The 13,723-nt window shown below is 45.6% G+C and carries 9 protein-coding genes; 5 read left to right on the top strand and 4 right to left on the bottom strand.

Annotation, left to right across the window (positions count from 1 at the left end; all coding sequences use genetic code 11):
- Positions 1-57 precede the first annotated feature (57 nt).
- The 5 genes from hyi to M4S28_RS17680 all read left to right on the top strand — a co-directional run bounded on the left by hyi (position 58) and on the right by M4S28_RS17680 (position 5,785).
- On the top strand, positions 58-834 hold the full coding sequence (hyi, locus tag M4S28_RS17700) for a hydroxypyruvate isomerase (protein WP_249633378.1): 777 nt from the start codon (positions 58-60) through the stop codon (positions 832-834).
- Positions 835-871: 37 nt separating this feature from the next.
- Positions 872-1,768: a 2-hydroxy-3-oxopropionate reductase gene (locus M4S28_RS17695; RefSeq protein WP_017067345.1), complete on the top strand. Its 897-nt coding sequence runs from the start codon at positions 872-874 to the stop codon at positions 1,766-1,768.
- A gap of 242 nt (positions 1,769-2,010) precedes the next feature.
- On the top strand, positions 2,011-3,321 hold the full coding sequence (locus M4S28_RS17690) for a glycerate kinase type-2 family protein (RefSeq protein ID WP_249633377.1): 1,311 nt from the start codon (positions 2,011-2,013) through the stop codon (positions 3,319-3,321).
- A gap of 163 nt (positions 3,322-3,484) precedes the next feature.
- Positions 3,485-4,093, top strand: a complete 609-nt coding sequence (locus M4S28_RS17685) for a TetR/AcrR family transcriptional regulator (RefSeq protein WP_249633376.1) — start codon at positions 3,485-3,487, stop codon at positions 4,091-4,093.
- 255 nt (positions 4,094-4,348) lie between these two features.
- Positions 4,349-5,785, top strand: a complete 1,437-nt coding sequence (locus M4S28_RS17680; protein ID WP_249633375.1) for an amidohydrolase — start codon at positions 4,349-4,351, stop codon at positions 5,783-5,785.
- 192 nt (positions 5,786-5,977) lie between these two features.
- Here the strand turns inward: M4S28_RS17680 and M4S28_RS17675 are convergent, their stop codons facing one another.
- The 4 genes from M4S28_RS17675 to M4S28_RS17660 all read right to left on the bottom strand — a co-directional run bounded on the left by M4S28_RS17675 (position 5,978) and on the right by M4S28_RS17660 (position 13,549).
- Entirely contained in the window at positions 5,978-8,374 is a 2,397-nt protein-coding gene (locus tag M4S28_RS17675) for a hypothetical protein (RefSeq protein ID WP_249633374.1), read from the bottom strand.
- 200 nt (positions 8,375-8,574) lie between these two features.
- The gene (locus tag M4S28_RS17670) at positions 8,575-9,813 is read right to left on the bottom strand and encodes an alpha-xenorhabdolysin family binary toxin subunit A (RefSeq protein ID WP_249633373.1); all 1,239 of its coding nucleotides are present in this window, start codon (positions 9,811-9,813) and stop codon (positions 8,575-8,577) included.
- Between the two features lie 762 nt (positions 9,814-10,575).
- Positions 10,576-11,940, bottom strand: a complete 1,365-nt coding sequence (locus tag M4S28_RS17665; RefSeq protein WP_249633372.1) for an 8-oxoguanine deaminase — start codon at positions 11,938-11,940, stop codon at positions 10,576-10,578.
- Between the two features lie 157 nt (positions 11,941-12,097).
- Positions 12,098-13,549, bottom strand: coding sequence for a nucleobase:cation symporter-2 family protein (locus tag M4S28_RS17660; RefSeq protein WP_249633371.1), 1,452 nt, complete (start codon positions 13,547-13,549; stop codon positions 12,098-12,100).
- Positions 13,550-13,723 lie beyond the last annotated feature (174 nt).

Raw genomic sequence — 13,723 nt, 5'->3', positions numbered from 1 at the left:
AGCGAGGCTTTACTACAAACAACCAGATTTTTACAGATAAAGAATAAGGACAGAGTCATGGCAAAATTTGCAGCAAACTTGTCAATGTTATTCACGGAAGTTGATTTTATGGATCGCTTTGAAGCTGCCGCTGAAGCGGGCTTTCAAGGCGTGGAATATCTTTTCCCTTACGCCTTTGATGCTCAGGCACTCAAAGTAAAGCTCGACGCTAATAACCTAGAGCAAGTGCTATTTAACTTGCCTGCGGGTGATTGGGACGCTGGCGACCGTGGTATCGCGGTAGACCCAGCAAGAGTTGAAGAATTTCAAGCGGGTGTACCTAAAGCCATCGCTTACGCAAAAGCACTCGGTTGTACTCAAGTGAATTGCTTGGCGGGGATTGTTCCGCAAGGTGTGACCCAACAAGACGCGCAATCGGCGTTTGTGATTAACCTGCATTACGCGGCGAACGCGCTAGCAGCAGAAGGCATTAGCTTAGTGATAGAGGCGATCAATACCCGTGATATTCCGGGCTTCTTCTTGAACACGACTGAGCAAGCCAAAGCGATCATCAAAGAGGTAGGGAGCGATAACCTTTCTATCCAATACGATATTTATCACATGCAAATTATGGAAGGCGATCTTACGCCGACCATGCAGCAGAACATTGGTCAAATCGCACACGTGCAATTGGCGGATAATCCAGGTCGACACGAACCGGGTACCGGAGAAATCAATTACCCATTCGTGCTCAACTATCTTGATGAGCTTGGTTATCAAGGCTGGGTGGGCTGTGAATACAAACCTAAAACGACAACGACAGAAGGCCTTGGTTGGCTGCACCAGTACCGTTAATTGCGTCTGGTAACCCTCAAACGTTAAGGAGAACAACATGTCTAAAATTGCATTTATCGGAACTGGTATCATGGGTAAACCTATGGCGAGTAACCTTCAAAAAGCAGGTCACGATTTGATTCTGTCGGACCACTTTAATGCAGCACCTGCCGATCTTGTGGCAGCGGGTGCAACGGTCTGCCACTCACCAGCGGAAGCGGCTGAAGCAGCAGATATCATTATCCTAATGGTGCCGAATACCCCTCAAGTTGAAGATGTCCTGTTTGGTGACAACGGTGTTGAGAAAGGCCTAATGGCGGGCGGTGCAGCTGGAAAACTGGTTATCGACATGAGTTCAATTTCGCCAATCGCGACCAAAGCAATCGCAGCTCGAATCAACGAAGGCGGTGCGTCATACCTCGATGCACCGGTTTCAGGTGGCGAAGTAGGCGCAATCAATGCAGCGCTGACTATCATGGTGGGCGGTGAGCAAGACGCCTTCGATAAAGCGCGACCTCTATTTGAAATCATGGGTAAGAACATCACGCTAGTAGGCGACAACGGTGCGGGTCAAACCTGTAAGGTGGCGAACCAGATCATTGTTGCTCTGAATATCGAAGCCGTGTCTGAGGCGCTCGTATTTGCTTCGAAAGCCGGTGCTGATCCAGCGCGCGTACGTCAGGCGCTATTAGGTGGTTTTGCTAACTCTAAGATCTTGGAAGTGCACGGTGAGCGTATGGTTGAAGGCACATTTGACCCTGGCTTTAGAATCTCGCTTCACCAGAAAGACCTGAATCTTGCGCTAACGGGCGCACAAGAGCTAGGGGTTGCGCTACCGAACACGGCAAATGCACAAGAGCTGTTTGGCGAGTGTGCCGAAATGGGTGGCGAAGGTTGGGACCACTCTGCGCTTATCCAAGCGATTGAGAAACGTTCTGACCACTCGATTCGTTAATCTAGTTAACGGTTTGTCCGTTTAGTGGTTGATCAATCAACCGATTATCCGTTAATTAATTAGGGCTGCTATCGATTCGTAGCCCAACAGTTTGTTTATAAATCGCGTAGTTTCGTCTCCTTTTATACGCGTTCCTGATACGAGGCAGAGGTTGAAGTTGTTCCTTTCCAACTTGATCTTAGCAGGCACCCTTTGGCCTTGTATCGGGGTTCTTTTTTTCTCCGTCAACTAAGGAGTGGCTGATGGACATTGATGCTAAGCAGTTTCTACAAACCCTTTTCTCAAGTGCTGTTAATCAGGCGCTACCTACAAATCACATCGAACCTTTTCTTCCTCAAGACATTTTTTACCGCTCAGCCAACCAAGCTGGGCGTACTGTGGTGATAGGAGCAGGAAAAGCAGCCGCGTCGATGGCCGCAGAGCTTGAAGCGGTTTGGCAGGCAAAGAAACAGCAAGATCTCGCACTGCGTGATCTTGAAGGCTTAGTGGTGACTCGTTATGAGCACACCGCACCTTGCGAACACATTGAGGTGATTGAAGCAGCGCACCCCGTGCCAGATGCGATGGGCTTAGAAGTGAGCCAACGTATGCTGCAATTGGTGAGTAGCTTGAGCGCAGATGACACGGTTATTTGCCTACTGTCGGGTGGCGGTTCCGCTTTGCTCAGTCTGCCCGGTGGCGACATCAGCTTGGCGGAGAAGCAACAAATAAATAAAGCGCTGCTCAAATCAGGCGCCGCTATTGATGAGATGAATTGTGTTCGTAAACATCTATCTTCGATAAAAGGGGGGCGACTAGCAAAAGCCGCGTATCCTGCAAGGGTTGTGTCACTGGCGATTTCAGATGTGCCGGGCGATGACATTAGTGTGATTGCCTCTGGCCCAACCGTACCCGACACCACCACGCGTTTTGATGCGATGGCCATTTTAGAACGTTATCAAATAGAAACACCACGCTCGGCATTTGAATGGTTAAATAATCCAGAGTCAGAAACCGTCAAGCCAGATGACGTATGTTGGAAAAATGCAGAGCACCATATTATCGCCACCCCGATGTCGGCATTGGAATCCGCTGCAGCAGAAGCTGAAGGCTTAGGCATTCCGGCTTATGTGTTGAGTGATTGCATAGAGGGAGAAGCGCGAGATGTTGCGAAAGTTCACGCTGCGCTGGCTAAGCAAGTGGCCAATCACAAGCACCCATTTGAGACGCCTTGCGTGATACTTTCCGGCGGTGAAACCACGGTAACCGTTAAAGGTAATGGTCGCGGTGGGCGTAACTGTGAATTCCTGTTGAGCCTATATAACGAGCTCAAAGGCCAAGACAACATATTTGCATTGGCTGCTGATACCGACGGCATTGATGGCGTGGAAGACAATGCGGGCGCGTGGATCACGCCTCAAACATGGCAACAAGGTTCGAGCTTGTCACTTAAAGCGCAAGACTACCTCGATGCCAACAACAGCTACGATTTCTTCAAGCAAGTCGATGTGCTGTTGACCACAGGGCCGACGCTAACAAACGTGAATGACTTCCGCGCAATATTGATTCTTTAACCTGAACAGTTCAAAAACACGGTATGGAATGGTCGCTTCTTAACAAATAGAGCGGCCATTTTATTGTTATCAATGCGGTGACCTTGAGTTCTGAGATTATCTTCTGGACTAATAAAGCACGTTGATTACTATGATTTTAGTAACGAGCTGTAAAGGATGCAATATGTCTAGGATCAGACAAAAGAATCAAGATTTAATCATCGAAGTCGCGTGTGAACAATTCGCCACTCATGGTTATGCCGCAACAAAAATGGCTGACATTGCAAAAGCGGCCGACATTCCCAAACCTAACGTATTTTATTATTTCAGCTCTAAAGATAAGCTCTACAATGCCGTGCTTGAAACCGTCACTCAGCCCTTACTAGAAGCATCTCGTCCTATTGAAGAGCTGAGCGATCCTATTGAAGCTTTATCTCAATATATTCAAACCAAGCTGATTATTTCTCGCGACCATCCACATGCCTCTAAAGTATTTGCCAATGAAGTGATGTCGGGCGCGAAAGTGCTGCCGAAAGAGATTGGCGATGAACTGTATAAGCAATCACAGATGATCCTCGATAAGTTCTCAACATGGTCGGCACAAGGTCTAATGGACGATGTTCCTGCACATCATTTAATGTTCACCATATGGGCGGCGACTCAAACCTACGCCGATTTTGGCTGGCAGATTTGCAGCGTGATGCAGAAAGAACAGCTCGATGATAAAGACTATGAAGATGCCGCTGAGTTCATCACGCAGCTAGTGATTAAAGGGTGTGGTGTGAAAAGCTAACGTTATTTGAACGTTTTTTTTGGTCTGCGATTGCAGGCCTTTTTTGTTTGTGCGTGTGAGCATATGTGCAAAGCTACTTTTGTGACCTGTTGTGCAATAACTTATTTATCTTGAATTTGGCTCGATTAGGTATGCCATTTTATTTAAAGTTAGCGTTATAGTATCGGCAAAAATTCAATTCCCTCATTTTTATCAAAGCTAGAAGCTAATATTAGACTTCTATATTTATTACACGCACAACATATAGGTTTAGCAATGACGCTTAAAAGCTTGGCATGCACCATCAGCGCAGTTTTACTAGCAGGCTGCGGTTCGACAGTCGCGACGCAAACATACAACGCCGATCTGATCATCACCAATGGACAAGTTCTAACAATCAACTCTGACATGGATGTGATTGAAGACGGTGTGGTAGTCGTAAAAAACGACCAGATCATCGCAGTCGGTAACGAGGATTTAATGACTCAATATCGCGCAGAAAAAGTGATTGATGCTCAAGATGGAATCGTCATGCCGGGCATGGTGAACGCGCACAACCATTTACCGATGATTGCGTTTCGTGGCTTAGGAGAAGAGGGCATCTCGAACCGCTTGTTCGCTTACTTCTTCCCTCTAGAAGCCGAAAAGCTAAGCCGTGAACTGATTTACAACGCAACCAAGCTTGGCTCTATCGAACTAGCACAAAGCGGTGTAACCACTTATGCCGATATGTATTACCACATGGATGAAATGGCTAAGGCGACCAAAGAAGTTGGCCTGCGTGCAGTGCTTGGCGAGACGGTGATTAAGTTCCCTGTGGTCGATGCTAAAGAACCTTATGGCGGAATTGAATATGCCAAAGGTTTTATCGAGAAGTACAAAAACGATGAGCTAATCACGCCGGCTTATGCGCCACATGCAGTGTACACCGTGAGTAAAGATAAGCTTCAAGAAATTAATAAGCTATCGGCTCAATACGATGTGCCAGTGCTGATTCACGTTGCTGAATTTCCGAATGAAGAAAAGCGCATCAAAGACGAAACCAAAGCCACGTCACCAGTCGAATACATGGATGAAATCGGCGTGCTTGATGAGCGTGTAGTGATTGCTCACGGCATCCACCTTTCAGAAAACGACCAAAAGCTACTGAAACAGGCCGATGCGGGCATCTCATACAATCCAATGGCGAACGCCAAAGGTGCGACAGGAATAGCTCCTGCGTGGGAGATGTACCGAGCTGATATGCGTATTGGTTTGGGAACCGATGGCCCAATGAGCTCAAACCAAGTTGATATCATGCGTACCCTAAGTTACGCAGCGAACATGCAACGCTTAAAGCATTCAGACCGCACCATCATGATTCCTGAGCAAGTGATCGAGATGGCGACATTAGGCGGTGCGAAAGCTTTGCACATGGAAGATCAAATCGGTTCTCTTGAAGTTGGAAAGAAAGCAGATATCGTGATTGTAGAGACACAATCAGCGAACATGATGCCAAGTTATGACCCATACGCGACATTGGTTTACCAAGCGAACCCAAGCAATATCGACACCACTATCGTTAACGGTCAAATCGTAATGGAAAACCGCGTGATGCAGACGGTTCAACTGGATGAAATCCGCCAAAGCGTCGATGAGTTTGAAACAGATATCAAAGCGTTTGCCAAAGAGCTTTCTAAGAAGGCGATTAAGTCTAAGAGTTTGATGGACTAAGACGTAAACTTGATCCCAAAATCGAATAGAATGAATAAGTAAGGCCGACATCATGTCGGCCTTTTTTGTTACGAACTCTCTCCAGAACCGCATTCCTTGAACCTCAGTTCTTTGGATGACAGCAACACTTGGTTAATTGAGGTTGCACTTGGTTAGTTAGAGAAGATCTTGATTAATTAAAGTAGCACTTGGTTAATTGGAGCAACTGTTGCCGTTAGGGATACCGCTACCTAAGAACTCGACGCGAATTTGTTCGACATCTTTTAGGTACTGGTTGTTCGTTTGCTCGGTTTTATCAAAGTTGTTGAGCGTGACATTCCATGATGAAAACGGAGTGGGTTGGAAGTAGGCGTATTCGAATTTATTCGCCACGGCACCATCGGTGATGATGCTAACATCGTTGGTGGTTGGATCATCTAGGCGGTAATAGAACGCGCGTGAAACAGGGTTAGAACTGAACTGATAGTCCTTGTTCTCATATCGGTCTAAATAGTTACCCGAACTTGAAACTCGCAGGTTGAGTTGCTTGCCATAAGGTAAGTTTTCACCCTCTAAGAACACTCGTACCGTGGATAGCCTAACGCGGTCAAACGAACAGAGTTGGACTTGCTCCAATGGAATAGAGAAGTTGAGTTGTCCTGTCGTTGCAAAGCTCTCGAGTTGCTCTGGGCTGGAAATGGTGTAGTTATCTATGGTGAAATCTTGTGGCGCGGGTTGGAAAGAAGTCAGAGCATTTACATACTCACTTTCGACAGTAGCCAAATCAAACTGGTAGTCCAAGTAGCTTTTATTCAGAGAAGGCGTAACTTCGCTTGGCTTCAATGCCCAATATTCGTATGCCTGAACATAGTTAGACAAAGCAACGAACATCGGACGTTTGAAGTGCATCAATACTCGTGATAGTTCACGTTCAATCGAATCGAAGCTGCCGGTGTCTACTTGATAACCCTCGATCGCATCGTTCAGTCTTTGCTGTTGATTGATAGTCACATTATTGGTGAGTAAGAGGTCTACCAACTTCGCTTGCTCGTGAGCAAAGTTAAGCTGCGTGATGTTAATTGCCTTACCGAGTAGAACCTGCTTTTCGAGTTCGAGTAGGTATTGTCTTGATCCTTTGATACCTAAGCTATCGGCATATCTTAAGTTGCTGCGGATCTCGGTGATCATAAGATCCCACGCTAGATTGCTTTCATTGATTGTTGGGATGTTGAAGTTAAAGCCATCCATCGCTTCAGATACCTTCTGGAGCTTGATGGTTGATTTAATATCCGCGGTTAACTGAGAAATGCCAGAAATCGTTTTGGTCACGCTATCAATAATGCCTGTGACGGACTTGATATTGGTGACGAGGTTTTTCGCTTTTTCTAATGCTTCAGGTGTTTTAGCCAATTGATCGGTTAGGTCATTCACACCAGAAAGGTTGCCTGTGAATACCCCACTCACGGCACTTCCAATTTCGGCTATTGCTTTGAATATTGCTAGAGCCGCATTGAGTTGTTGTTGGGTTTTCCAATTTTCCACACCAACTAAATAAGTGGTTCTTGAACTGAGAGTGACCAGTTCTTGTGCTTTATATTGGCTATCGACCTCGGTCAGGCTATCGCCTATCTTGTCTATGTTGGATTGGGTTTGTGTGATGATTGAGCGCTGAGCGCGTAGAACGTCTTCGATGTTAGCGAGTGCTAACTTAGCGGCTTCAATCTTGTCTTCAATGACCGTGTTTCTATCTTGAATAATGTCCCATTGAGCTTGATACGCGATCATAGCGTTCAAATAGGCTTCGTATTTATCTTGATATAACACCTTGTCGAGATAAGGAACGTAATTGCTCTCTTTGGTGCTGAAGCTAATGAATTGCTTGAACGCGACCGTTTGTACGTAAAGGTCGGAAAGAATCGGGTCGTCTTCAACTACTGAGCCTGAGTAACGCAAGCTCTGTTCAATCCAGTTTATGAGGTCGAGGCTAAGCTCTGGATTGGTGTCATATAAGCTGGCAGCCATATCAAAAGAACGATTAATAATGTCTGTAAAAGGTTCAGTAGCCAGTTTCATTTGCCCTGTGATGTTCGAGTCGATGGTGGTTCTTCGGTAGTGCTCTCCTGCTAATACTACAGATTCACCATCGCCAGTTTTTCCTGTTAGAGCGTCTCGTGTAATGCTGCCATCGCTTTGGAAAGCGAGCACATTAATCGGTGTCTCTATTTCGCCGGCAATCACAGAAATTGAGGCTGCAGAACCTTGTTGTCCGAGCACAAACGTCGGCGTACCTTGGCCAACGATTTTTCGTGCAAAAATAAGGATATTTTGGTTGTTTACAAGCAAGTTGAAGTTCTCTGGAACCTCAATCGTATCTGCAAAAATGACAACTTTTGAAGGCTTAGTGACATAGAGGTTCTGCTCTGCAATCCAGTCACTTAGGTTGATGTGTAAATCGGATGTTGAACGCGATAGGACGCCAACATCGAAATAGGCAGATTGAACCCAGGTTGGGTATTCGGTTGAATTGGGTAAATTGTTCAGTTCAAGCCAGTCGCTAGAAAAAGCCTGTGGAGAAAATGAAAGAGAAATAACAATAGGTAGAAGTCTCATATTTATGTCCTGTCGAAATTAGTAGTCACCAAATTTTGGGTAGCAGAAGCCGCCACCTTAATTTGCTTAAGGTGCGGCTTCTTATTCAGAAGGTAATTTGGCTATCTTGTTATATTTTTAGCAGTTTCGTTGCTGTGTATAGCATTTCTGTATATAGCGTCGACATTATCTGTCGCGCTATTTTTCGAGAGGTCTATGGACTATTCCATTTCTTGGATATATGCATTGTTTGCGAACGCTTTTGCTTTCTCACTAATATTACTCCAGTTGCTTTCTGCAACCGTTGTATTGGCAAGAGCGCCTATTGCGCCAAGCATTGCGTCGTCTTTCATGATATCGGCATTGCTCTGAGCTTGTTCTAAGGCAACGAGCAGTGACGTAAAGTCGGCATTCATTTTCTGCCAATTTAGTTTCAGTTTATTAATATGTGGAATCGCATTTTCTATTTGTTGAGAAATCATATCGATACTCTCTGAAGAGCGATGATAAGAATTATATATTTGTTGCGTATAAGTTAACTGCTCTTGAAGTTCTTTTACTTCACTTTGTAATTCGTTACGAAGCTTGCGCGCTTTTTCTGCTTTATCGCCGTATACACCCATGATTGGTCCTGCAACCAGAGGGAACCATGCATACGTTACTGCGGTAGAGGCGACCGTAACATAGTGAGTGTAATCTTTGTTGAGTTGAGTGATACGTGCGTTGATGTCATTCACTCGTTGTTGAAGCGCACTGCCATCATCGCTTAGGTAACCGTTGTGAGTGCCTTCTAATACATCTAACTGCAATTTTTGTGTATCTAATGTAGCTGAAAACTCCAATAGGTTACCGCCAACGTCAGACACTTCTTGTTGGTATTTCATGGAAAAGCTCTGCAGGCTTTTCAGGTAAGCGATTGCCACTTGTCTATTGCGTTCCACCGTTTCGATATCTTCCGGGAGCGGCGAGAATGCTTTGGCCAGCATTTCATTCAAAGCATTGCTAAGCGGGTTAAGCATGAAGTCTTTAATTTGGACGTAATTGGCCAAGCTTAATGAAAGGCCAACGATGCTTGGATAAAGCTCTTTTTTCCAATGGAAGGCGGTATCGTGAATATTTGAGTATTGCTGAACCAGTGCTTGGAAATTAGAGAAAGGAATGTCGTTAGGAATACTTAAAGTAGATTTCATACTGGCTTCTGTCACCGGCAGCGCTAAAGCGCCTTCGACATACGCTTGGATTTGATACCACTCTTGTTGCTTAAGAATAAAATTGTCGGTCTCTAGATCGATAAAGACCCCATTTTCACCGATGATTGTGTCGTAGGTGACTTGAGGTATGTTTTGTTCAGCTGACGCTTGGTTGATTTGAACTGGAGCTGCTTGAGAAGTGAGTGCAAAAGAGGAAAGTAGCCCAATCGAAATCGAAGATAATACGAGTGTTTTTGTGATTTTTTTCATTATTTAGCCCTGTTAGATTTGTTATTAGCTTTTTTCAAAGTCAATAATCCCCCTACCATATAGATGGTATTTTTAAATATTTATGAAGGGTTATTGAATATTTTAATATTGTTATTTTTGTGATTATTTTGTGTTCTTTAAAATTAACCTCTTTAATGTGTTTTTTGTTTTTATAAGATTTGGCCAATCTATAGTAGATTTATAATGAAAAGTTCTATTTAGATCACACATTTGGATTCATATTGATCGTTTGTTGATCTATTGAATTTAATGATATTTGAATCATTAGTTTTGTTTCTTTTGTCAGGCTAGGTATGGAAGGGTCTCGAGAGGTTTTCATTCTATTCATAAAGGTGGTAAGTGATAAAAATATAATTATCGCCATCATTTTTGTTATTACCGAATCTGTTGATTAATTTGATGAATATATAAATAGAACGAACGTTTTAAATTTGATCTGTGCCAAATAATGTACGGGTGATTTTATATTTGCCGAAGGGGTTATGAGTGATTTCTTATTAGCGAATGTTTTATTAGTCAATCTTATATTAGATAGAGTTAAATTAGGTTTTCTTTAATTATTGGCGGTTTATGTTTTTGGTTTATTGAGTCGAAATCAATTAGGAAATAGACTGAGATGCATCCGGTTTACATTTATTGGGATGTTTGCGGGTGTTTTCGCATCATTGCGGACGTTTATGGAGGTTTGCCCATCAAAGCCACTCGCTTTGGCTTGCAGTGTTTGATGGGCAAGTGTTTCAACTAATGGTTATTCATCGCTAACTTACCAAGCTTCATTGCAGCAGCATGGTGGCGGTGCATCAGTTGCTCCATGTCTACGCCAATCACGGCGCCATCGTTAACTCGCCATTTTCCGGCTACCATCACTTTATCCGCTTGTTGAGCGCCGCAAAGTAGTAGTGCAGCCAGTGGATCGTGGCTACCAGAGAAACGAATATCGTCGAGCTTGAACATCGCGATGTCGGCTTGTTTACCGACTTCTAGTGTACCGATATCCGTTCTACCCATTGCGCGTGCTGAGCCTGACGTTGCCCAGCGCAGTGCGTCGAAGTGTGAAACGTTGGCAGAGCCATACTGCAGGCGCTGTAAGTACATTGCCATGCGCACTTCGGCAATCATATTGGAGCCGTCATTGGAGGCCGAACCATCCACGCCTAGCCCGACTTTCACGCCAGCGGCTTCAAGGTCGTTGTTCTTACAAATACCAGAAGCCAGCATCATGTTGGAAGTAGGGCAGTGGCTGATGCCAATGCCTGCTTTACCCAAGCGCTTGATCTCTTCTGGATTGAAGTGAATGCCGTGTGCAAGCCAAGTGCGTTCATTCAGCCAGCCCACATCTTCTAGGTAATCGACAGGGCGTAGACCGAACTTCTCGATACAGAAGTCCTCTTCATCGAGCGTTTCGCATAGGTGAGTGTGCATCATCACGTTCTCACGCTCACTGATCTTAGCGGTCTCTTTCATTAGATCGGTGGTGACTGAGAACGGCGAACAAGGTGCGAGTGCGATTTGAATCATCGCCCCTTCATCACGCTGGTGGTAATCGCGGATCAAGCGTTGGCTGTCATCGATAATGGTTTGTTCGGTTTGAATGGTGTGTCGTGGAGGTAGCCCACCTTCATCTTCCCCAAGGCTCATGGAGCCGCGCGTAAATATCGCTCTTACACCTAGTTTCTCTGCGGCCTCAACTTGTAAATCGATGGCGTGCTCTAGCCCGTTTGGCAGCAAGTAATGATGGTCTGACGCTGTGGTACAGCCCGACATCATTAATTCAACCAGCGCCAGCTCTGTGGCAAGGCTCATCATCTCCGAATCGAGGTTGGCCCAAACTGGATAGAGGCTTTGTAGCCAATGGAAGAGTTCTTTATTCAGTGCGCCGGGGTAGGCACGCGTTAGGGTTTGATAGAAGTGGTGGTGCGCATTGATAAGCCCAGGAGTCACAACATGACGAGAGGCGTCGACGCTGTAATCTACGGGTAAGGTTGGTTCTTTGTGCTTACCAACCAATTCAATGATCTTATTACCTTTAATGACAATGCCGCCTTCTGCATCAGCCAGTGAGCCAGTGTAGATTGCGAGAGGATTCTTAATCCAGATGGTTTCCATTCATAGTAGTCCTTAGCCATCTCAGCCTTTTCAGGGAAGAGGGTCTTTATTGGTATTTGCTGTTGAAAGATAAATTCGAATCAGGGCGTTAAAACGTTCAATGCTCTAATCAGCCCTGATCCTACGGAAATCGGTTTTACGTTAGTCAGTGAACCAGCTAGTTCGTTTTTGGCTCAGGGTTTTCTGATGTCGCTTGAACGTCTGCTTCTGCACTTGCTTGCTGAATCTCTAATTGGTCGTTTGACTGTAACTCTTCTTCAGCTTGCTCTTTCATTTCAAGCTCAACTTGCGCTTGGCTTTCGGCCAGTGCCTCTTGCTCTTCTGCTCGTGAAGACTTTGGTAAAACAAGGTTCAATAGCACCGTCATGATAGTACCGGTAGTGATGCCTGAGTGAAGAAAGTTCGCAAGGTCATGCGGCAAGTGTTGCAGTAATCTTGGTTCGAAAGTGACGGCTAAGCCAGACGCCAAACCTACACAGATTACCAAGGCATTTCGCTTGGTGTCTGCGGCCTTGATCAACATGCGGATACCCGCGTAGGCAATCATACCGAACATCACAAAACCCACACCACCTAGAACAGGTTTCGGAATCGTGACGGCAATAGCGGCTAATTTCGGGAATAAACCGCCTAAAATTAGCAAACCACCGGTTGCAGCCACTACATAACGACTTGCTACACCTGTGATACCTACAATGCCGACGTTTTGACTGAACGACGCCAATGGCATTGCCGTCAAAATCGAAGATAAGGTACTACCAAGTCCATCGCCTAATAGACCACGTTTTAAGTCTTTACCGCTGACTTGGGTTTGGCAGTTGTTGCCTAATGCCATGAAGTCCCCCGTTGCTTCGGCGATAACCACGATGTACACCAAGCTCATGCTGATGATGGCACTCGCAGAAAAGGTAAAGCCATATTTGAAGGGTTCAGGACCGCCTACCCAAGCGGCAGAGCTGATTTGCTCAAGGTCGACCATGCCGAGCGATAGCGCCACAATGTAGCCGCCCGCTAAACCAATCACGATGGCCGAAGCGGCAACCGCGCCTTTACAGTAAACCGATACGCCAACCACAATCCCCAAAGAGATCAGTGCTAGAAACAGCTTTGGCAGCGTGGCGAATTGTTCTGTGTTGGCAGGAGAGTCTCCGACCCAGTTCATGGCAACCGGTAAAATGGTTAAGCCGATTAAGGTAACCACTACACCACTTACCACGGTTGGGAACAGCTTTCGAACCTTGTCCATATAGAAGCTGGCACCAATCACCACGAACGAGCCGATAAGCGCTGAGCCCATGATCGCGGCGACGCCACCTTCGTTACCAATCGAGATAGCGACGCCCAAAAAGGCAAAGCTCGAACCCATCACCACGGGTAGTCGAATGCCAACAGGGCCAAAACCGAGACATTGAGCGACGGTTACAATACCTGACGCCAGCAGCGCAGCATTGATCAGCGAAACGATCTCGGTGTTAGGCAAGCCAATTGACGCGCCGACAATAAGGGGAACAGCGACGATGCCACCAATCGAGGCGAGCATGTGCTGTAATGCGAGTAGGAAGGTTAAGCCGTGAGGCGGTCTTTCATTTAGGGTGTACAGAAGTTTCATTTGATATTCCTCTGCCTGTGTTTCCGTTTACAGGCGATTGGCGGTCAAATAATGACTTCTACAAACTGCGTAGGGTCATAAAAAAGGTGCACTAACCGAGCGGATATTTGTGTGTTCCGCTGATTAGCACAATTAGCTTTTTCTTAAAAATGTTGTTCGAGCATGTGTCTTGAT

Origin of the sequence: Vibrio sp. J383 (assembly GCF_023503985.1) — a bacterium.
Taxonomy (GTDB): domain Bacteria; phylum Pseudomonadota; class Gammaproteobacteria; order Enterobacterales; family Vibrionaceae; genus Vibrio; species Vibrio splendidus.
Note: the sequence above shows the minus strand (reverse complement) of the source record. Positions and strands in the feature narration are given on the sequence as shown.

Coding starts and splice junctions, on each gene's coding strand:
- M4S28_RS17660 (WP_249633371.1), bottom strand. CDS start 13,549: ATGAAACTTCTGTACACCCTAAATGAAAGACCGCCTCACGGCTTAACC.
- M4S28_RS17680 (WP_249633375.1), top strand. CDS start 4,349: ATGACGCTTAAAAGCTTGGCATGCACCATCAGCGCAGTTTTACTAGCA.
- M4S28_RS17685 (WP_249633376.1), top strand. CDS start 3,485: ATGTCTAGGATCAGACAAAAGAATCAAGATTTAATCATCGAAGTCGCG.
- M4S28_RS17665 (WP_249633372.1), bottom strand. CDS start 11,940: ATGGAAACCATCTGGATTAAGAATCCTCTCGCAATCTACACTGGCTCA.
- M4S28_RS17695 (WP_017067345.1), top strand. CDS start 872: ATGTCTAAAATTGCATTTATCGGAACTGGTATCATGGGTAAACCTATG.
- M4S28_RS17690 (WP_249633377.1), top strand. CDS start 2,011: ATGGACATTGATGCTAAGCAGTTTCTACAAACCCTTTTCTCAAGTGCT.
- M4S28_RS17675 (WP_249633374.1), bottom strand. CDS start 8,374: ATGAGACTTCTACCTATTGTTATTTCTCTTTCATTTTCTCCACAGGCT.
- M4S28_RS17670 (WP_249633373.1), bottom strand. CDS start 9,813: ATGAAAAAAATCACAAAAACACTCGTATTATCTTCGATTTCGATTGGG.
- hyi (WP_249633378.1), top strand. CDS start 58: ATGGCAAAATTTGCAGCAAACTTGTCAATGTTATTCACGGAAGTTGAT.